Annotated in this window: 13 protein-coding genes; 8 read left to right on the top strand and 5 right to left on the bottom strand. The window is 58.6% G+C overall.

The genetic code is table 11. The annotated features are described in order from the left end of the window. Positions 1-200: 200 nt before the first annotated feature. The 3 genes from DXX3274_RS21645 (at position 201) to DXX3274_RS21635 (ending at position 4,023) form a co-directional block, all read left to right on the top strand. Positions 201-2,108 (top strand): PTS mannitol transporter subunit IICBA, encoded by a 1,908-nt coding sequence (locus DXX3274_RS21645; RefSeq protein ID WP_042861624.1) that lies wholly within the window; start codon positions 201-203, stop codon positions 2,106-2,108. 75 nt (positions 2,109-2,183) lie between these two features. After that, positions 2,184-3,332: a mannitol-1-phosphate 5-dehydrogenase gene (locus DXX3274_RS21640; protein ID WP_042861622.1), complete on the top strand. Its 1,149-nt coding sequence runs from the start codon at positions 2,184-2,186 to the stop codon at positions 3,330-3,332. Between the two features lie 76 nt (positions 3,333-3,408). Continuing rightward, complete coding sequence (locus tag DXX3274_RS21635) at positions 3,409-4,023, top strand: MltR family transcriptional regulator (RefSeq protein WP_202438406.1); 615 nt, start codon at positions 3,409-3,411, stop codon at positions 4,021-4,023. A 117-nt stretch (positions 4,024-4,140) separates the two neighbouring features. On the opposite strand, the gene DXX3274_RS21630 is transcribed toward DXX3274_RS21635, so the two are convergent. The 3 genes from DXX3274_RS21630 to fdhD all read right to left on the bottom strand — a co-directional run bounded on the left by DXX3274_RS21630 (position 4,141) and on the right by fdhD (position 7,968). Further along, positions 4,141-6,027, bottom strand: a complete 1,887-nt coding sequence (locus DXX3274_RS21630; protein WP_042861620.1) for a methyl-accepting chemotaxis protein — start codon at positions 6,025-6,027, stop codon at positions 4,141-4,143. A 264-nt stretch (positions 6,028-6,291) separates the two neighbouring features. After that, complete coding sequence (gene sodA, locus DXX3274_RS21625) at positions 6,292-6,915, bottom strand: superoxide dismutase [Mn] (protein ID WP_042861618.1); 624 nt, start codon at positions 6,913-6,915, stop codon at positions 6,292-6,294. Positions 6,916-7,143: 228 nt separating this feature from the next. Beyond that, on the bottom strand, positions 7,144-7,968 hold the full coding sequence (gene fdhD / locus DXX3274_RS21620; protein WP_042861616.1) for a formate dehydrogenase accessory sulfurtransferase FdhD: 825 nt from the start codon (positions 7,966-7,968) through the stop codon (positions 7,144-7,146). 367 nt (positions 7,969-8,335) lie between these two features. Here fdhD and DXX3274_RS21615 point away from each other — a divergent pair, with 367 nt between their 5' ends. Beyond that, complete coding sequence (locus DXX3274_RS21615; RefSeq protein ID WP_038912279.1) at positions 8,336-9,874, top strand: aldehyde dehydrogenase family protein; 1,539 nt, start codon at positions 8,336-8,338, stop codon at positions 9,872-9,874. Between the two features lie 104 nt (positions 9,875-9,978). Here DXX3274_RS21615 and xylB read toward each other — a convergent pair whose 3' ends face one another. Both xylB and xylA read right to left on the bottom strand, forming a co-directional pair. After that, positions 9,979-11,439: a xylulokinase gene (gene xylB / locus DXX3274_RS21610; RefSeq protein ID WP_042861614.1), complete on the bottom strand. Its 1,461-nt coding sequence runs from the start codon at positions 11,437-11,439 to the stop codon at positions 9,979-9,981. Between the two features lie 119 nt (positions 11,440-11,558). After that, the gene (gene xylA, locus DXX3274_RS21605) at positions 11,559-12,878 is read right to left on the bottom strand and encodes a xylose isomerase (RefSeq protein WP_042861613.1); all 1,320 of its coding nucleotides are present in this window, start codon (positions 12,876-12,878) and stop codon (positions 11,559-11,561) included. Between the two features lie 491 nt (positions 12,879-13,369). Here xylA and xylF point away from each other — a divergent pair, with 491 nt between their 5' ends. The 4 genes from xylF to xylR all read left to right on the top strand — a co-directional run bounded on the left by xylF (position 13,370) and on the right by xylR (position 18,537). Then, positions 13,370-14,365: a D-xylose ABC transporter substrate-binding protein gene (gene xylF, locus DXX3274_RS21600; protein WP_042861611.1), complete on the top strand. Its 996-nt coding sequence runs from the start codon at positions 13,370-13,372 to the stop codon at positions 14,363-14,365. A gap of 74 nt (positions 14,366-14,439) precedes the next feature. Continuing rightward, positions 14,440-15,981, top strand: coding sequence for a xylose ABC transporter ATP-binding protein (locus DXX3274_RS21595; protein ID WP_042861610.1), 1,542 nt, complete (start codon positions 14,440-14,442; stop codon positions 15,979-15,981). Beyond that, positions 15,959-17,143: a xylose ABC transporter permease XylH gene (xylH, locus tag DXX3274_RS21590; protein ID WP_042861608.1), complete on the top strand. Its 1,185-nt coding sequence runs from the start codon at positions 15,959-15,961 to the stop codon at positions 17,141-17,143. The genes DXX3274_RS21595 and xylH overlap by 23 nt, the downstream gene beginning before the upstream one ends. Positions 17,144-17,331: 188 nt before the next feature. Next, a complete protein-coding gene (gene xylR / locus DXX3274_RS21585) occupies positions 17,332-18,537 on the top strand; it encodes a D-xylose utilization transcriptional activator XylR (protein ID WP_042861607.1) in 1,206 nt (401 codons plus the stop codon). The last annotated feature ends 65 nt before the right edge of the window (positions 18,538-18,602 follow it).

Here is an 18,602-nt window from a genome sequence, read left to right as displayed (position 1 = left end):
GTGGCGCCCGCTATTGAGATTTTTTGTCGTCACACGATGCCGTGATCGCGATACGACAGATTCGACAATGACGACAATAGCGGTATGCGCACATTGCGGTACACGACCTCATGATTCCGACGGAAGTCATCACGCTGTCTAACAATCAATAATTACCGCGCGAACGCTTTCCGCCGCGCGTTTCAAAGGGGTGTATCTCTATGCTCTCACCAGATACCAAGGTCAAGGTGCAGAATTTTGGCCGTTTCCTGAGCAATATGGTGATGCCGAATATCGGCGCCTTTATTGCCTGGGGGATTATCACAGCACTGTTTATTCCTACCGGATGGATCCCCAACGCGACGTTGGCCAAGCTGGTCGGCCCGATGATCACCTATCTGTTGCCGTTGCTGATTGGCTTTACCGGCGGGCGTTTGGTCGGTGGAGAGCGCGGCGGCGTGGTCGGCGCCATCACCACGATGGGTGTGGTGGTCGGTTCCGATATCCCGATGTTCCTCGGCGCCATGATTGCCGGTCCGCTGGGCGGCTGGGCGATCAAACACTTTGACGCTGCGGTTGACGGTAAAATCAAAAGCGGCTTTGAGATGCTGGTCAACAACTTCTCCGCCGGTATCATCGGCATGTTGCTGGCTATTCTGTCCTTCCTGGCGATTGGTCCGCTGGTCGAAGCGCTGTCGCGCATTCTGGCCGCAGGCGTGCACCTGATGGTGCAGAACAACCTGTTGCCGCTGGCGTCGATTTTCGTTGAACCGGCGAAGATCCTGTTCCTGAATAACGCCATCAACCACGGCATCTTCTCGCCGCTGGGCATCCAGCAGGCGACGGAAGCCGGGAAATCCATCTTCTTCCTGATCGAAGCCAACCCGGGTCCGGGTATGGGCGTGCTGATGGCTTACATGCTGTTCGGCCGCGGCAACGCCAAACAGTCCGCGCCGGGCGCGGCCATCATCCACTTCCTGGGCGGGATTCATGAAATCTACTTCCCGTATGTGCTGATGAATCCGCGTCTGATTATCGCCGTTATTCTTGGCGGCATGACCGGCGTGTTCACGCTGGGCCTGCTGAACGGCGGTCTGGTGTCTCCGGCCTCGCCGGGCTCCATTCTGGCGGTGTTGGCAATGACGCCGAAAGGCGCCTACTTCGCCAATATCGTCGCGATCGCCGCCGCTTTCGCGGTCTCCTTTGTGGTGTCGTCCATCCTGCTGAAAAGCAGCAAAGTGAAGGATGACGACGAACTGGAGCAGGCGACCCGCCGTATGCAGGAAATGAAATCCGCGTCCAAAGGCCAGGCTGTCAGCGGCGTGAGCGGCGACCTTGGCACCGTGCGTAAAATCATCGTCGCCTGCGACGCCGGCATGGGCTCCAGCGCCATGGGGGCAGGGGTGCTGCGCAAGAAGGTACAGGATGCCGGTCTGCGGAGCATTTCGGTGACCAACTGCGCCATCAACAACCTGCCGGAAGACGTGGATCTGGTGATCACCCACCGTGATCTGACCGAGCGCGCCATGCGCCATGCGCCGCAGGCTCAGCACATTTCGCTGACCAACTTCCTCGACAGCAACCTGTACAACGATCTGGTTGCCCGTCTGCAGGCGGCTCAAACCGGCGAGGCCAAACCCGCTGCCGCCGCTCCGGTTGCCGAGCCGGCCGCCGCACCGCAGACGCTGTTCCAACTGACGGAGAAAAACGTCTTCCTGAACCTGCAGGCCGCCGACAAAGAACAGGCCATTCGTTTTGCCGGTGAACAACTGGTAAAAGGCGGTTATGTCGAGCCGGCGTATGTCGACGCGATGCTGGAGCGTGAGAAACTGACCTCCACCTACCTGGGCGAGTCGATCGCCGTGCCGCACGGGACGATTGAAGCCAAGGACCGGGTGCTGAAAACCGGCGTGGTGTTCTGCCAGTATCCGCAAGGGGTGCGCTTCGGCGACGATGAGGACGACGTGGCTCGTCTGGTAATCGGTATCGCGGCCCGCAACAACGAACACGTGCAGGTCATCACCAACCTCACCAGCGCGCTGGATGATGAGTCGATAATAGAGCGGCTGGCTCAGACGGAAAATGTGCAGGATGTCCTCGACCTGCTTTCCGGCAAGTCACCTGCCTGACAGATAAAAAAGTGCCGCCTTCGGGCGGCGCTTTCTTTCCCGGATTGTTAAATCTCAGTAGTAAGGTTACGCATGATGAAAGCATTACATTTTGGGGCCGGCAATATCGGCCGTGGGTTTATCGGCAAGCTGCTGGCGGACGCGAGTATTTCCCTGACGTTTGCCGATGTGAACCAGCCGTTGCTGGATGCCATCAACCAACGCGGTAGCTATCCGGTGCGGATCGTCGGCGAACAGCAGCAGGTAGAAACGGTCAGTCAGGTCAGCGCCGTACACAGCGGCAGCCCGCAGGCGGTTGAGTTGATTGCCGGGGTTGACCTGGTGACAACGGCCGTGGGTCCGCAGATTCTGGCGAAGATCGCCGGCGCCATTGCCCAGGGGCTGGTGAAGCGTCATGCCAACGGCAACACCTCGCCGCTGAATATCATCGCCTGCGAAAACATGGTGCGCGGCACCAGTCAGCTCAAACAGCACGTACTGGCGCAATTGCCGGAGAATACGCAGGCGTGGGTCGCGCAGCATGTCGGTTTCGTGGACTCGGCGGTAGACCGTATTGTGCCGCCGGCCGAAGCCGGCGAGTCCGATCCGCTGGCGGTGACGGTGGAAACCTTCAGCGAATGGATTGTGGATAAAACCCAGTTCAACGGCGAACCGCCGGCGATCGCCGGTATGGAACTCACTGATAACCTGATGGCGTTCGTTGAGCGCAAGCTGTTCACCCTGAACACCGGTCATGCCATCACCGCTTACCTCGGCCAGCGCGCCGGGCACAGCACTATCCGCGACGCCATTCTGGACCCGGCGATCCGCCGCGTGGTGCAGGGGGCGATGGAAGAGAGCGGCGCGGTGCTGATTCGTCGCTATGGTTTTGATGCCGATAAGCATCAGGCTTACATCCGCAAAATTCTTACCCGTTTTGAAAACCCGTGGCTGCACGATGAGGTGGAGCGCGTCGGCCGTCAGCCGCTGCGTAAACTCAGCGCTGGCGATCGCCTGATCAAACCGTTGCTGGGCACGCTGGAGTACAGCCTGCCGCATGACAACCTGATCCAGGGCATTGCCGCCGCGATGCATTATCGCAGCGAGCAGGACCCGCAGGCGCAGGAACTGGCGGCGTTGATCGCCTCGCAAGGGCCGAAGGTTGCGCTGGCGCAGATTTCCGGTCTGGACGTTGACAGCGAGGTTGTCGGAAAAGCGGTGAGTGTGTATAACGCCATGCAGTAATCGGCGCGTCTCGGCACAGATCAGGCTGTGTCCCTGCTTTTCAATCGAGTGCGTTGGATAGGACGGGGCGTTGAAGATGAAAAGCCATGCCCCCGTGGAGTCAGCCGCTCCAACGCGCAGGGGCAACACTGTGCGCGGAATTAACGTACGAGAAGCGACGATGGACGATACGCAGGCATTTGAAAATCGGGTACTGGAATCCCTGAACGCATCGAAAACGGTCAGAAGCTTTATGCTGATGGCCGTCGAGTTATTGGCAGAAGCCGTCAGCCTGCTGATGCTGCAGGCGTTTCGCAAAGACGATTATGCCGTGAAGTACGCCGTCGAACCCCTGTTATCCGGCAGCGGGCCGCTGGGCGAGCTGTCAGTGCGGTTGAAGCTGATTTACGGTCTGGGCATGATCAGCCGTAAAGAATACGAAGATACCGAGCTGCTGATGGCGTTGGGCGAGGAGCTGACCCACGACGAGCATGGGTACCGGTTTACCGATGATGAAATCCTCGGGCCGATCAGCGAGCTGCATTGTGTGAGCAGCCTGCCGCCGTCGCCGATGCTGCCGCCGAGCGTCGATCCCGACGACGCGTTGCTGGCGGCCATGCAACAGCAGCGTTATCAGCAGATGGTGCGCTCCACGCTGGTGCTGTCGCTGACCGAACTTATCGCCGGCATCAGCCTGAAAAAGGCGTTCTGATCCAGGGACATCAGATAACAAAGGGCAACCCGTTTGGGTTGCCCTTTTTGTATTCTCGCTTTCGCTTATCCCCTTCGCTAAAGGAGATGCGATGCGCCGTCCGGCTGCTGCCTGACGTTAGCGCTTATAAGACAGCTGCTGCTGATGGCCGGCAAACGGCAAACCGTGGCTGGCGGGCGCCAGTTCCTGCGTGGAGGAGAGACGGAAAGCCGACACGGTGTTGGAGAGCATGACCGCCTGTTCTTCCAGCGAGCTGGCGGCAGCGGAAGATTGCTGCACCAGCGCGGCGTTCTGCTGGGTGGTGCTGTCCATCTCGACGATCGCCTGATTCACCTGAGCGATACCGCGGCTTTGTTCATCGGACGCGACCGTAATTTCTCCCATGATGTCGTGTACATGCGTCACCGCCGTCACAATTTCCTGCATGGTTTTACCGGCCGAATGCACCAGATGGGCGCCTTTGGATACCTGATCGACCGAGGTGGAGATCAAGCCTTCAATCTCTTTGGCCGCCTGCGAGCTGCGTTGCGCCAGGTTGCGCACTTCGTTGGCCACTACGGCGAAACCGCGGCCTTGTTCACCGGCGCGGGCGGCTTCCACCGCGGCGTTGAGCGCCAGAATATTGGTCTGGAAGGCGATGCCGTTAATCACCGAGGTGATTTCCGCAATCCGTTTGGAACTGCCCTCGATGTCGGACATGGTTTGCACCACGTTTTCCACCAGTTTGCCGCCTTCCTGTGCGGTGTGCGTCGCATCCAGCACCAGTTTGTTGGCCTGATGCGCGTTAGCGGCGTTCTGTTTCACAGTGGAGGTCAGTTGTTCCATGCTGGCGGCGGTTTGTTCCACCGACGCAGCCTGGGATTCGGTACGGGCGGCCAGGTCATTGTTACCGGTGACGATTTCACTGGCGGCGGTGGTGATCTGGCTGACGCCCATACGGATGTCATCGATCATGTTGTGCAGATTGGCTTTCATTTTCGCCATAGCGCCAAACAACATGCCCAGTTCGTCACGGCGTGTGGTTTCAATGGCGATGGTCAGATCGCCGATGGCGATGCTTTCGGCGATAGCGACGGTGTTGTTCAGCGGCTGGGTAATCTGGCGGGAAATATACCAGGCAATCAGCGCGCCCAACAGCAGCGTAATCAGCGCGGTGATGGCAATCTGCCATTCGGCGCTGGTGATATCGCTCTGGGTGGCGGCGGTTTCCTCGGTGACCATCTTGTCGACATTGTCGAGCAGTTGATTGGCGGTCTCACCTAGCTGTTTAGCCTGATTCATCTCCACCTGATAGGCTGGAAGGTAAGCCAGTACCTGCGTCTTGTAGGTTGAAAGCGTAGAAACCACCGGCGCCATGATGGCTTGCTGTTCCGGCGTCAGCGCCTGAATAAACTGATTCAGCGCCGCCTGCGCGTCATCCAGCGAGGTAACCAGCGGTTTTTCCGCATCGCTGTTCAACGATAGCAGCAGACCGCGTACCAGATAGCGGACCGTCACCAGTTTCTGGTGCAGCGTACTTAACTGCAATTGAAGCGGTAGATTGCCGGCAACCTGTTGCTCGATCTGCTTGAGCGGTTTTTCCGAATCGGACAGGTTCCAGCTTTTTCTGACGTCATCTTTTTTGGCGATGGCGTCGGTATAGTTTTTTTGTCTTTCTTTATATTGGCTGATGAGCCTGGCGATATTGCTCAGTTTGTCGTCGTAATCGCCGCGCCAGGATTTACCCTGGATTGAAGAGATTAAATTAATAATGTTATCAATATGTTTGGTGTTTTGCTGAATGCTATCCGGATTATAACTTGTGCTATACAAAACACGATAATAACGGGCCTCATTAACTTCATCGCTGATTTGATTGCTGAAGATAACTTTTTCAAAACGCCCTTTCAGTATTTCGATGTAGTGTACGCTTACTGCAGCAATAATGACGGTCAGCAACAGAATTAAGGAAAACCCTAATCCTAACTTCCTGCCGACTTTGATATTTTCGAGTTTTATAGCCATTTTTTTCTTCCATCATTAATAGGCTGAGTGATGAAGTAAAGTGGTGAATAACCGATTTATTCGTGAATGTGAGATTGCCATGTTGGCGGCTGTGTGCAGTCTATTGCAAGAACTGCAGAATCTATCGGCGCGCCATAGTGAAACTTTATACTGCTTTTCGCGGCGATAATCCTGAAAATAAAATAAAAAAACCCGGTATAACAAATGTTATTCCGGGTTTGGTCACGTTAATTTCTGATTTAGAAATTAATTTTTACCTTTTACTTATTTGGCTTCAGCGAGACGTTTAGCCGCTTCGTCCCAGTTTACGACGTTCCAGAACGCTTTAATGTAGTCCGGACGGCGGTTCTGGTATTTCAGGTAATAAGCGTGTTCCCACACGTCCAGTGCGATCAGCGGGTAGCCGGATGCGCCGGAAATCGCTTCGCCCATCAGCGGGCTGTCCTGGTTGGCGGTGGAAACGACAGCCAGTTTGCCGTCATCTTTCAGTACCAGCCACGCCCAGCCGGAACCGAAACGGGTTGCTGCTGCCTGCTCGAATTTTTCTTTGAACGCGTCAACGCTGCCGAAATCGCGCTCAATGGCGGCTTTCAGTTCGCCTGTCAGCGTGGTGCCCAGTTTCAGGCCTTTCCAGAACAGGCTGTGGTTGGCGTGACCGCCGGCGTTGTTACGCAGAGGGCCTTTTTTGTCGGCCGGCAGTTGATCCAGTTTGGTGATCAGCTCTTCGGCGGACAGGCTGGCGAACTCAGGCAGGGATTCCAGCGCTGCGTTAGCGTTATTGACGTAAGCCTGATGGTGTTTGGAGTGATGGATTTCCATCGTCTGCTTATCGAAGTGCGGCTCCAGTGCGTCATAAGCATAAGGCAGGGATGGCAGTGAATAACTCATGTTTAGCATCTCCATTGTTGTCGTGCGCAATTTAGTTATTGGGCGGCGCTATTGCTTGTTAGCACCGCGTAAGCATTAGGTTCATTATAGTTAATTAAATGATCTTGAAAACGACTATTCGTGGCACCGACCGGTTTATCTGCGCACTTTATTCCGCGATTACAAGCGTTTATGCCGTAATCGCTCCAGCTAACAACAAATCGGTCTAAGCTCTGCCCGGCCTGACCATCAGGCCTGCAAGCGCTGCGGGTGGGTATAGATGGTGGCGCGTCCGGGGCGACAGAAGCCGACCAGCGTCAGATTGCACCGCTCGGCCACCTCTACCGCCAGCGAAGTGGCGGCTGAAACCGCAAACAGAATTTCCACCCCGCACATGGCGGATTTTTGCACCATTTCATAACTGGCGCGGCTGGATACCAGCGCCGCACCCTGCTGCCAGGGTTGGCGTGCGCGCGTTCCCAGCAGTTTGTCCAGCGCCACATGGCGGCCGACGTCCTCACAGCCGCCCAACAGTTCCCCTTCGGGAGACAACCAGGCCGCGGCGTGCGTCGAACCGGTCAGCGCGCCCGCCTGTTGCACGCTTTTCAGCGCCTGCAACGCCTGCTCCAGACGAGACAGCGAGAAGTGCTGGGTGAACGGCAACGGCGACACCGGTTTGCCGATTTCTTCCAGCTGTTCTACCCCGCAGACCCCGCAGCCGGTTCGCCCATCCATCGCCCGCCGGCGCGCTTTCAACCCGGCGAAACGGCGGCTGGACAGCTCGATCTGTACTTCGATGCCGTTGCACACCGGCACGACATCCATGCCGTAGATGTCCTGCGGCGACTGGATGATGCCTTCCGACAGGGAAAAGCCGAGCGCAAACGGCTCCAGATCTTTTGGCGACGCCATCATCACTACGTGCGAAATACCGTTATAGACCAGCGCCACCGGCACTTCTTCCGCCAGCCAGTCCTGCCGCGGTGAATCCAGTTCACCCTGATGCCAGACGGTGCGCTGGCAGGCGCCGGCTATTAATCTCTCTGCGACGCCCTGAGAATCATCACTGTTCACGGTGTTGTGCTCGTTGTTTCGTGAGTCTGTTCCAACATTATTTCACCGCCGCTGCAGGGATGCGAATTTTTATCCCGCCAGTTTCCATCCACACCTTACGGATAAAAAAGTATGGCCTGAATGTGGGAATAACAAACTGTGCGCTGCGTCGAAGAGTGGCGTTTTTCCCTGCGGTAGACCTTTTACAATCTGGTAACACTGTATACGATTTAATCATTACTTTCTGTGAGGACTTATCAGCCAGACGGGGCTTTTCATCCCTGCCGGTTTCGCCCTGGCAGGTTCTGGCTGCCGCGGCGCAGGGGGTTCCGGCATGACGCCGGGTATCCGCCTGCGATGACACCCTGTATCACCAAAGGAGACAGACATGGCCATCGATACCGCAGGAAACCGGGTGTTGCCCGGTGAATATGGACCCGCCCTCACGCTGAAAAAGCGCTACGACAACTTTATCGGCGGCGCGTGGGTGCCGCCATCCAGCAACGAATACTACGTCAACCTGACGCCGGTGACCGGCCAGCCGCTGTGTGAAGTCGCCAGTTCAAACAACCGCGACGTCGAACATGCGCTGGATGCGGCTCACAAGGCCAGCGCCGAGTGGGGGGCGTTATCCACCCGCGAACGGGCGCAGATCCTCAACCGCATCGCCGATCGCATGGAGGCCAATCTGGATCTGCTGGCCAGCGCGGAAACCTGGGACAACGGGAAACCGATCCGTGAAACGCGCAATGCCGATGTGCCGCTGGGTATCGATCACTTCCGTTACTTTGCCGCCTGCATTCGCGCGCAGGAAGGGGCGATCAGCGAGATCGACCACGATACCGTCGCCTACCATTTCCACGAGCCGCTGGGCGTGGTCGGGCAGATTATTCCGTGGAACTTCCCGCTGCTGATGGCGTGCTGGAAACTGGCGCCGGCGCTGGCGGCGGGTAACTGCATCGTGCTTAAACCCGCCAAGCTGACGCCGTTGTCGGTACTGTTGCTGATGGAACTGATTCAGGATGTGCTGCCGCCGGGCGTGCTGAATGTGGTTAACGGCGCCGGCGGGCAGATTGGCGAGTACCTGGCGACTTCGCCGCGTATCGCCAAGGTGGCTTTTACCGGCTCGACCGAAGTCGGCCAGCAGATCATGGGTTATGCGGCGCAGAACGTCATCCCGGTAACGCTGGAACTGGGCGGCAAATCGCCGAATATCTTCTTTGCCGACGTGATGGATCAGGAAGACAGCTTCTTTGACAAGGTGCTGGAAGGGTTTGCGCTGTTTGCTTTCAATCAGGGCGAGGTGTGTACCTGCCCGAGCCGGGCGTTGATTCAGGAATCGATTTACGAACGGTTCATGGAGCGCGCCATCAAACGGGTGGAATCCATCCGGGTGGGCAATCCGCTCGACAGTCAAACCATGATGGGCGCGCAGGTGTCGGCGGGGCAACTGGATACCATCCTCAATTACATCGATATCGGCAAGAAGGAAGGGGCGCAGGTGCTGACCGGCGGGCACCGCAAAGTGCTGCCGGGGGAGCTGGCGCAAGGTTACTATCTGGAGCCGACCATTCTGTTCGGCCAGAACAGCATGCGGGTGTTCCAGGAGGAGATCTTCGGGCCGGTGCTGGCGGTGACCACCTTCAAGACGCCGGAGGAAGCGCTGGCGATCGCCAACGACACCCCTTACGGTCTGGGCGCCGGGGTATGGAGCCGCAACGCCAACATCGCCTACCGCATGGGCCGCGGCATCCAGGCCGGCCGCGTCTGGACCAACTGTTACCATGCCTACCCGGCGCATGCGGCGTTCGGCGGTTATAAACAGTCCGGTATTGGGCGCGAAACCCACAAGATGATGCTGGAGCACTACCAGCAGACCAAATGCCTGCTGGTGAGCTACTCCGAGAAACCACTCGGTTTGTTCTAAGCCAGTCACTAGTCAGGAGAGGGCCGCTTTCGCGGCCCTCTCTTTTTTGCTAATACAGTAAGTTGATTAATACGTGAATTTTGACATCGGCAGGGTGGTTCGCATCAGATCATCAGCGGGCTGAGTTGCTGGTAGAGCTGGCGGAACACCGTGCGCTGTTGCGCGTACTGCGCGTGGCGCGTCGGGTCCGGCTGGTGTGTTTGTTCCAGCGGCAGAGCGGGCAGCAACTGCGCCAGCGGCGTCGCCGGATTCAGCGCAATTTGCGCCAGCCGCGCCGCACCCAGCGCCGGGCCGACGTCGCCGCCGGTACGGTACTCCAGCGTCTTGCCGCTGATGTCCGCCAGCATCTGTCGCCAGTAAGCGCTGCGGGCGCCGCCGCCGATCAGCGTTACCTGCCGGGGTTCCAGCCCGGTTGCATGCAGCGCGTCCATGCCGTCCGCCAGCGCAAACCCCACGCCTTCCAGCACCGCGCGCGCCAGCGCCGCACGGCCGTGCGAGTGGCTCAGCCCCCAGAAGGCGCCTTTGGCCTGCGGGTTGTTGTGCGGCGTACGTTCGCCGGACAGGTAGGGCAGGAACCACACCGGCGTGGCGGTTTCATCCGCGCTTGCCTGTTCGGCTTCGGCGAGCAGCGCCGCCACGCTGTCGGCATGCGTGAGCCGGGCGGCCCAGTCGAGACAGGACGCGGCGCTCAGCATGACGGACATCAGATGCCAGCTGTTGGGCAACGCATGACAAAAGCTGTGAACGGCACGTTGGGGATTGCTGAGAAAGCCGTTGCTGACCGCGAAGTAAACCCCGGAAGTGCCGAGCGACAGCATGGCCTGGCCAGCCTGATACAGCCCGACGCCGATGGCGCCGGCGGCATTGTCGCCGCCGCCTGCGACCACCGGCACCGGCGGCATGCCCCAGCGGGCGGCGATGTCGGCGCGCAGCTGTCCGGTAATCTGGTTGCCTTCGAACAGCGCAGGCATCTGATCGCGGTTTAGACCGCAGGCGGCGAGCAGAGCGTCATTCCAGTCCCGTCGGGCGACATCCATCCACAGCGTGCCCGCCGCATCGGACATGTCGCTGGCGAAATCCCCGGTCAGGCACCAGCGCAGATAATCCTTTGGCAGCAGCACCTTGTCGATTTGCCGAAAAATATCCGGCTCGTGCTGCTGTACCCACTTCAGCTTCGGCGCGGTAAAGCCGGGCATCATCAGATTGCCGGTGATGCGGCGGGCGTCCGGCACCTGTTGCTCCAGTTGCCGGCATTGCGCGGCGCTGCGCCCGTCGTTCCACAGGATAGCCGGGCGCAACACCCGCTGCTTCGCATCCAGCAGCGTCGCGCCGTGCATCTGGCCGGTCAGCCCGATGGCCCGCACGCCCTGTAACGCCTGTTGCGCGGCCAACCCGGTCAGGGCGGCATCGGTCGCCTGCCACCACGCTTGCGGATCCTGTTCCGACCACAACGGATGCGGACGTGAGACGTTCAGCGGCACGCTGTGGCTGGCCGCCACGTCGCCGTTTTCCCGTAATAAGATGGCTTTCACGCCCGATGTGCCAAGATCGATGCCGATGTACATAACGCCTCGCTGTGACTTCGTGTGCCGTTATCAGGCGGTACCCTTAATATTTGCGCCGCTGGCGCAGACGCCAAAAACCCGTTTTCCGCGCTGTTGGGCCTGCGCCAGCCTACACCCATTCAACCGAACAGGTAGCGATTAACCAGATTTTCCAGTCGTTCCTGCTGCCCGCTGTGGTGTTGCGGGTCAAGCTGATTGTGGGCGGCATAACCCGCCAGCATCTCCAGCGACGCGTTGCCCTGCAGGATCTGCTGCCCCAGTTCGCCGTTCCAGCCGGCGTAGCGGTTGGCGACGTGCTGATTCAGTTCGCCGGCTTCCAGCATACGGGCGGCCACCTTGAGCGACAGCGCCATCGTGTCCATCGCGCCGATATGGGCGTGGAACAGATCGTAGCGATCGGTGCTCTGGCGGCGGACTTTGGCGTCGAAATTGAGGCCGCCGGTGGTGAATCCGCCTGCTTTCAGGATTTCATAGAGTACCAGCGCGTTTTCCTCCACGCTGTTGGGGAACTGGTCGGTGTCCCAGCCGAGCTGTGGGTCGCCGCGATTGGTGTCCACCGAACCGAAGATGCCGAGCGCAATCGCGGTGGCGATTTCGTGGTGGAAGGTATGCCCCGCCAGCGTGGCGTGGTTGGCCTCGATATTGACCTTGATTTCTTTCTCCAGCCCGAACTGTTTGAGGAAGCCGTAGACGGTGGCGACATCGTAGTCGTACTGGTGTTTGGTCGGCTCCTGCGGTTTGGGTTCGATCAGCAGCGTGCCGTTGAAACCGATCTTGTGCTTGTGCTCCACCACCATCTGCATAAAGCGCCCAATCTGTTCGCGCTCCTGACGCAGGTCGGTATTGAGCAGGGTTTCATAGCCTTCGCGGCCACCCCACAGGACATAGTTCTCTCCGCCCAGCGTTTTGGTGGCATTCATGGCGGTGAACACTTGCGTGGCGGCCCAGGCGAACACGTCCGGGTCGGGATTGGTGGCGGCGCCGGCGGCGTAACGCGGATTAGTGAAACAGTTGGCGGTGCCCCACAGCAGCTTCACGCCGGTTTCCTGCTGTTTGGCCGCCAGAATCTCGGTCATGGCGGCAAAGTTGTTCAGGTATTCCTGCAACGAACCGCCTTCCGGCGCGACGTCGACATCGTGGAAACAGTAATAGGGCGCGCCCAGTTTGTGCAGGAACTCAAAGGCGATATCGGCTTTGCGTTTCGCCAGCGCCAGCGCGTCGCCGGACTGCTGCCAGGGCCGGGCGAAGGCGCCGGCGCCGAACATGTCGGAACCGTTCCAGCAGAAGGTATGCCAGTAACAGACCGCAAAACGCAAATGGTCGGCCATGCGCTTGCCGAGGATTACCTCGTCAGGGTTGTAATGGCGGAAGGCAAACGGATTGCGGCTGCCCTGACCTTCAAAGCGAACTTTTTCTATCTGATCAAAATAAGCGTGCATTGTTATCTCCTTGCAAACCACCGGAATGGCTGTTTTCAGCCTTGTCTCAATATTCCGTTTGCCTGCCGGTTTCCTCAATTACGTTATTTCACAGTGAAATTCAGATAATTATTAAATGTGCGCTCGATCGCAAAAAATAGCCGGAATAATCTGCAAAACCGCTCGCACCCACCGGTGTTATGAAATGGATTAACAAGATGAAAATATGACCGCTATCAAAAAATAACAATTAAACCAAAAAACGTAATTCAGAGATAAAAATCAGCAATTGCTGACCCTGACTTTTCTTGTCAACAATTTCATGCAACGTAGCCGTAAGTGAAGTGACGTTTTTATCCTGCCTTCCTGTATACCCAAAATAATTCGAGTTGCAGGAAGGCGGCGACGCAGCGAATCCCCGGGAGCTTACTCAAGTAAGTGACTGGGGTAAGCGAGGAAAGCCAACGCACCTGCAACTTGAAGTATGACGGGTATAACAAAGGTACTCTACGATGAAAATGAAACACGTATTACTGTCAGCCTGTGCCGCACTTGCCATGCTGAGTCAGCCGGGGCTTGCCAAAGAGGTTAAAATCGGCATGGCTATCGACGACCTGCGTCTCGAACGCTGGCAGAAGGATCGGGATATTTTTGTGAAGAACGCCGAAGAAAAAGGGGCGAAAGTGTTTGTGCAGTCCGCCAACGGCAATGAAGAAACCCAAATATCCCAGATAGAAAATATGATTAACCGCGGCGTCGATGTGCTGGTGATTATCCCTTATAACGGTCAGGTTTTAAGTAACGTGATTGCCGAAGCCAAGCGCGAGGGAATAAAAGTCCTGGCTTATGACCGTATGATTAATAATGCGGATATCGATTTTTACATTTCGTTTGATAATGAAAAAGTCGGAGAGCTTCAGGCACAATATCTGATCAATAAGGTGCCGCAGGGCAGTTATTTTCTGATGGGCGGTTCGCCGGTTGATAATAATGCCAAGCTGTTTCGTCAGGGCCAGATGAAAGTATTAAAACCGTTAATTGATAGCGGCAAGATCAAGGTGGCGGGCGACCAGTGGGTGGATGCCTGGCTGCCGGAAAATGCGCTGAAAATTATGGAAAACGCGCTGACCGCCAACAACAACAAGATTGATGCGGTAGTGGCCTCGAACGACGCGACCGCGGGCGGCGCGATTCAGGCGCTCTCCGCCCAGGGGCTGGCCGGCAAGGTGGCGATCTCCGGTCAGGACGCCGACCTGGCGGCGATTAAGCGGATCGTGGCCGGCACCCAGACCATGACCGTGTACAAACCCATCAGCAAACTGGCGCAGGATGCGGCCAATATCGCGGTGTCGCTGGGGCAGGGGAAAAAGCCGGAGTCCAACGCCACGCTCAATAACGGCAAGAAAGATGTGCCTGCCTTCCTGCTGACGCCGATCCCGGTCGACAAGACGAATATCGACAGCACCGTCGTCGCCGACGGATTCCACAAGAAAGCGGATATCTATTAACCAGTTCGCCCGCCGTCCGGCGAGCCGCAGATGCGGCGTCGCCGGATGTGCGGCATCAGCCAGGCGGAGGGGTTATGCCGTGTCTGTTGGAAATGAAAAACATCACCAAAGCTTTCGGGGCGGTGAAGGCGGTGGACAATGTCAGCCTGCAACTGGAGGCGGGGCAGGTGTTGTCGCTGTGCGGCGAGAACGGGTCCGGCAAGTCGACGCTGATGAAGGTGCTGTGTGCGGTGTATCCGTACGGCAGCTATGAGGGCAGCATCCGGTTCGCCGGCGATGAGCTGCGGGCCGGACATATCCGCGACACCGAGCAGAAAGGGATCGCCATCATTCATCAGGAGCTGGCGCTGGTCAAAGCGATGACGGTGCTGGAAAACATCTTTCTCGGCAATGAGCGGACGCGCTTTGGCGTGATGGATTACGACGCCATGTACCTGCGCTGTCAGACGATGCTGGCGCAGGTGCGGCTGGATATCGACCCGAACACCCGCGTTGGCGAACTGGGGTTGGGTCAACAGCAACTGGTGGAGATCGCCAAAGCGTTGAACAAGCAGGTCAGGCTGCTGATTCTCGATGAACCTACCGCGTCGCTGACCGAACGGGAAACCGGCGTGTTGCTGGATATCGTGCGCGACCTGCGCCACCACGGCATCGCCTGCATCTACATCTCCCACAAGCTCAACGAGGTCAAGGCGATTTCCGACGTGATCTGCGTGATCCGCGACGGCAAACACATTGGCACCTGCCCGGCGGACTCGCTCAGCGAAGATCAGATCATCGCCATGATGGTGGGGCGTGAACTGACGGAGCTGTATCCGAATGAACCGCATGATATCGGCGAAGAGGTGTTGCGGGTGGAGCACCTGACCGCCTGGCACCCGGTGAACCGCCATATTCGCCGGGTAGACGACGTGTCGTTCAGCCTGCGCCGCGGCGAAGTGCTGGGGATCGCCGGGCTGGTCGGCGCCGGGCGCACCGAAACGGTCCAGTGCCTGTTCGGCGCGTATCCGGGGCGATGGCAGGGCGATATCCGGGTGGAAGGCAAACCGGTCGCTATCCGGCATTGTCGGCAGGCGATGGCGTTGGGGATCGCTATGGTGCCGGAAGATCGCAAAAAGGACGGCATCATTCCGGTGATGAGCGTGGCGCAGAACATCACTCTGGCGGCGCTCGACCAGTTCGCCGGCGCGCTGTCGGTGCTGCGGGATGCCGACGAGCAGCATAGCCTACGGGAGTCGATCGCCCATCTGAAAGTGAAAACCGCATCGCCTGAGCTGGCGATCGCCCGCCTCAGCGGCGGTAACCAGCAAAAGGCCATCCTGGCGAAATGCCTGCTGCTGCGCCCGAAAATCCTGATTCTGGATGAACCGACCCGAGGGATCGACATTGGCGCAAAATACGAAATCTACAAACTGATCAACCAGTTGGTAAAGCAACAAATCGCCGTCATCGTGATTTCCTCCGAACTGCCCGAGGTGCTGGGCCTGAGCGACCGGGTGCTGGTGATGCATCAGGGGCGGCTCAAGGCGGATTTGCCTAACCGGGGCCTGACGCAGGAGCAGGTGATGGAAGCCGCATTAAGGAGTGAGCATCATGCTGAAAACCTGGCTATCTGACCGTACGCCCGCGTCGGCGGCGTCTCCCGGCGACGCGCCTCGCCGCCGTCCTTTCAATCTGCAGGTGCTGGTGATGATCGCGGCGATTGTCGCCATCATGCTGTTTTTCACCTTCATGACCGACGGCGCGTATCTCAGCGCGCGCAACATTTCCAACCTGCTGCGCCAGACCGCCATCACCGGCATTCTGGCGGTGGGCATGGTGTTTGTGATTATTTCCGCCGAAATCGACCTGTCGGTCGGCTCCATGATGGGGCTGCTGGGCGGCGTGGCGGCGATTCTGGATGTCTGGTATGGCTGGCCGTTGCCCCTGACGGTGGCGGCGACCCTGCTATTGGGGCTGTTGCTCGGCGCCTGGAACGGTTGGTGGGTGGCGTACCGGCGCGTGCCGTCGTTCATTGTGACGCTGGCGGGCATGCTGGCGTTTCGCGGCGTGCTGATCGGTATCACCAACGGGACGACGGTATCGCCAACCAGCCCGGCGATGTCGCAGATTGGCCAGAGTTATCTGCCGGAAGGCGTGGGATTTTTGTTCGGCGTCATCGGGCTGATGGTGTTTGTGGTATGGCGCTGGCGTCAGCGGTTGCGTCGTCAACGGCTGGGGCTGCCGGTGGCCGCCGCGTCCGGCGACGTCGCCCGCCAGGCGCTGATGGCGGTGTTGGTGCTGGGCGCCATCTATCTGCTCAATGATTATCGCGGGGTGCCGACGCCGGTACTGCTGCTGACGCTCATCATGCTGGGCGGCATGTTCATGGCGGTGCGCACCGCCTTCGGGCGGCGCATTTACGCCGTGGGCGGCAATATCGACGCGGCCCGCCTGTCGGGGGTGAATGTCGAGCGCACCAAGCTGGCGGTGTTCGCCATCAACGGCCTGATGGTGGCGGTGGCGGGTCTGGTGCTCAGTTCCCGACTGGGCGCCGGGTCGCCGTCAGCCGGGAATATCGCGGAGCTGGACGCCATCGCCGCTTGCGTCATCGGCGGCACCAGTCTGGCGGGCGGGGTGGGTAGCGTGGCGGGCGCCGTGATGGGGGCGTTCATTATGGCGTCGCTGGATAACGGCATGAGCATGCTCGATGTGCCCACCTTCTGGCAGTACATCGTCAAGGGCGGCATCCTGCTGCTGGCGGTGTGGATGGATACCGCCACCAAACACAAAGCCTGATCACTGTGATGGCCGGGATGGCGGTATATCTGCGGCAAAATCAGCGAGACAGTTCGCAAAGTAAGGAAATTATTTTTGGGCTAACGGTCGGCCGTGCTATTTAGGCGGAAGGCGCGCTTTCCGCGCCGAATTTCGCCCGGAGAAGGGACGACGCCCACCATCGTACTGTCCGAAGAGAACGTATCGCCATGTTTGAGAAACGCTACCGTATTACGTTGCTGTTCAACGCCAACAAAGTGTACGACCGGCAGGTGGTTGAAGGCGTAGGTGAGTACCTGCAGGCGTCTCAGTGCGACTGGGATATCTTCATCGAGGAAGATTTTCGCTGCCGCATCGAAAATATCCGCGACTGGCTGGGGGATGGCGTGATCGCGGATTTCGATGATCCGGCGATTATCGCATTGCTGTCCGGGGTGCGGGTGCCGCTGGTGGGCGTGGGCGGTTCTTATCACCATCCGCAGGACTATCCGCCGGTGCACTATATCGCCACCGATAACCACGCGCTGGTGGAGAGCGCGTTTTTGCATTTGAAGAACAAGGGGTTGAACCGGTTCGCGTTTTACGGCCTGCCGGCATCGGTGGGGAAAGGGTGGGCGCAGGAGCGGGAACACGCTTTCCGACAGTTGGTGGCGGCGGAGCAGTATCAGGGCGTGGTGTATCAGGGCATGGAGACATCGCCGGGCAACTGGCAGTACGCTCAGAACCGGCTGGCGGACTGGATTCAGACTTTGCCGCCTCAAACCGGCATCATCGCGGTGACGGATGCCCGCGCCCGCCATCTGTTGCAGGTGTGCGAGCACCTGAACATCGCGGTGCCGGAAAAGCTGTGCGTGATTGGCATCGATAATGAAGAACTGACCCGTTACCTGTCGCGTGTGGCCCTATCTTCGGTGGCGCAGGGGACGAGGCAGATGGGGTATCGGGCCGCCAAGCTGCTGCACCAGTTGTTGCTGACGCCCTACGCACTGCCGTTGCAGCGCATTCTGGTGCCGCCGCTGCGGGTGGTGGAACGCAGTTCGACCGATTACCGTTCGGTGCACGACCCGGCGGTGATTCAGGCGATGCATTTTATCCGTCATCACGCCTGTAAAGGCATCAAGGTGGAGCAGGTGCTGGACGCGGTCGGGCTGTCGCGTTCCAACCTTGAAAAACGCTTCAAGGATGAAACCGGGCAGACCATTCACGGCATGATCCACACCGAAAAACTGGAGCGGGCGAGAAATCTGCTGGTGTCTACGTCGCTGTCGATCAACGAGATTTCGTCCATGTGCGGTTATCCCTCGTTACCGTATTTTTATTCCGTGTTCCGTAAGGATTATGACCTGACGCCGCGCGAATACCGCGAACGCTATGGCGAAGGCGGCTACGGCGACAGCCGATATGACAATGAATGACGGGATGTAATCCGGGGCAATTTGAGCACGACAGGCGTGACGGCGCGGGCGCGCCGTCATAGAGC

This window comes from Dickeya sp. NCPPB 3274, assembly GCF_000406205.1.
GTDB classification, from domain to species: Bacteria; Pseudomonadota; Gammaproteobacteria; order Enterobacterales; family Enterobacteriaceae; genus Dickeya; species Dickeya fangzhongdai.
The sequence above is the reverse complement of the archived record's forward strand: the minus strand, read 5'-3'. Positions and strand labels throughout refer to the sequence as shown.

Coding starts and splice junctions, on each gene's coding strand:
- DXX3274_RS21645 (WP_042861624.1), top strand. CDS start 201: ATGCTCTCACCAGATACCAAGGTCAAGGTGCAGAATTTTGGCCGTTTC.
- DXX3274_RS21640 (WP_042861622.1), top strand. CDS start 2,184: ATGAAAGCATTACATTTTGGGGCCGGCAATATCGGCCGTGGGTTTATC.
- DXX3274_RS21635 (WP_202438406.1), top strand. CDS start 3,409: ATGAAAAGCCATGCCCCCGTGGAGTCAGCCGCTCCAACGCGCAGGGGC.
- DXX3274_RS21630 (WP_042861620.1), bottom strand. CDS start 6,027: ATGGCTATAAAACTCGAAAATATCAAAGTCGGCAGGAAGTTAGGATTA.
- sodA (WP_042861618.1), bottom strand. CDS start 6,915: ATGAGTTATTCACTGCCATCCCTGCCTTATGCTTATGACGCACTGGAG.
- DXX3274_RS21615 (WP_038912279.1), top strand. CDS start 8,336: ATGGCCATCGATACCGCAGGAAACCGGGTGTTGCCCGGTGAATATGGA.
- xylB (WP_042861614.1), bottom strand. CDS start 11,439: ATGTACATCGGCATCGATCTTGGCACATCGGGCGTGAAAGCCATCTTA.
- xylA (WP_042861613.1), bottom strand. CDS start 12,878: ATGCACGCTTATTTTGATCAGATAGAAAAAGTTCGCTTTGAAGGTCAG.
- xylF (WP_042861611.1), top strand. CDS start 13,370: ATGAAAATGAAACACGTATTACTGTCAGCCTGTGCCGCACTTGCCATG.
- DXX3274_RS21595 (WP_042861610.1), top strand. CDS start 14,440: ATGCCGTGTCTGTTGGAAATGAAAAACATCACCAAAGCTTTCGGGGCG.
- xylH (WP_042861608.1), top strand. CDS start 15,959: ATGCTGAAAACCTGGCTATCTGACCGTACGCCCGCGTCGGCGGCGTCT.
- xylR (WP_042861607.1), top strand. CDS start 17,332: ATGTTTGAGAAACGCTACCGTATTACGTTGCTGTTCAACGCCAACAAA.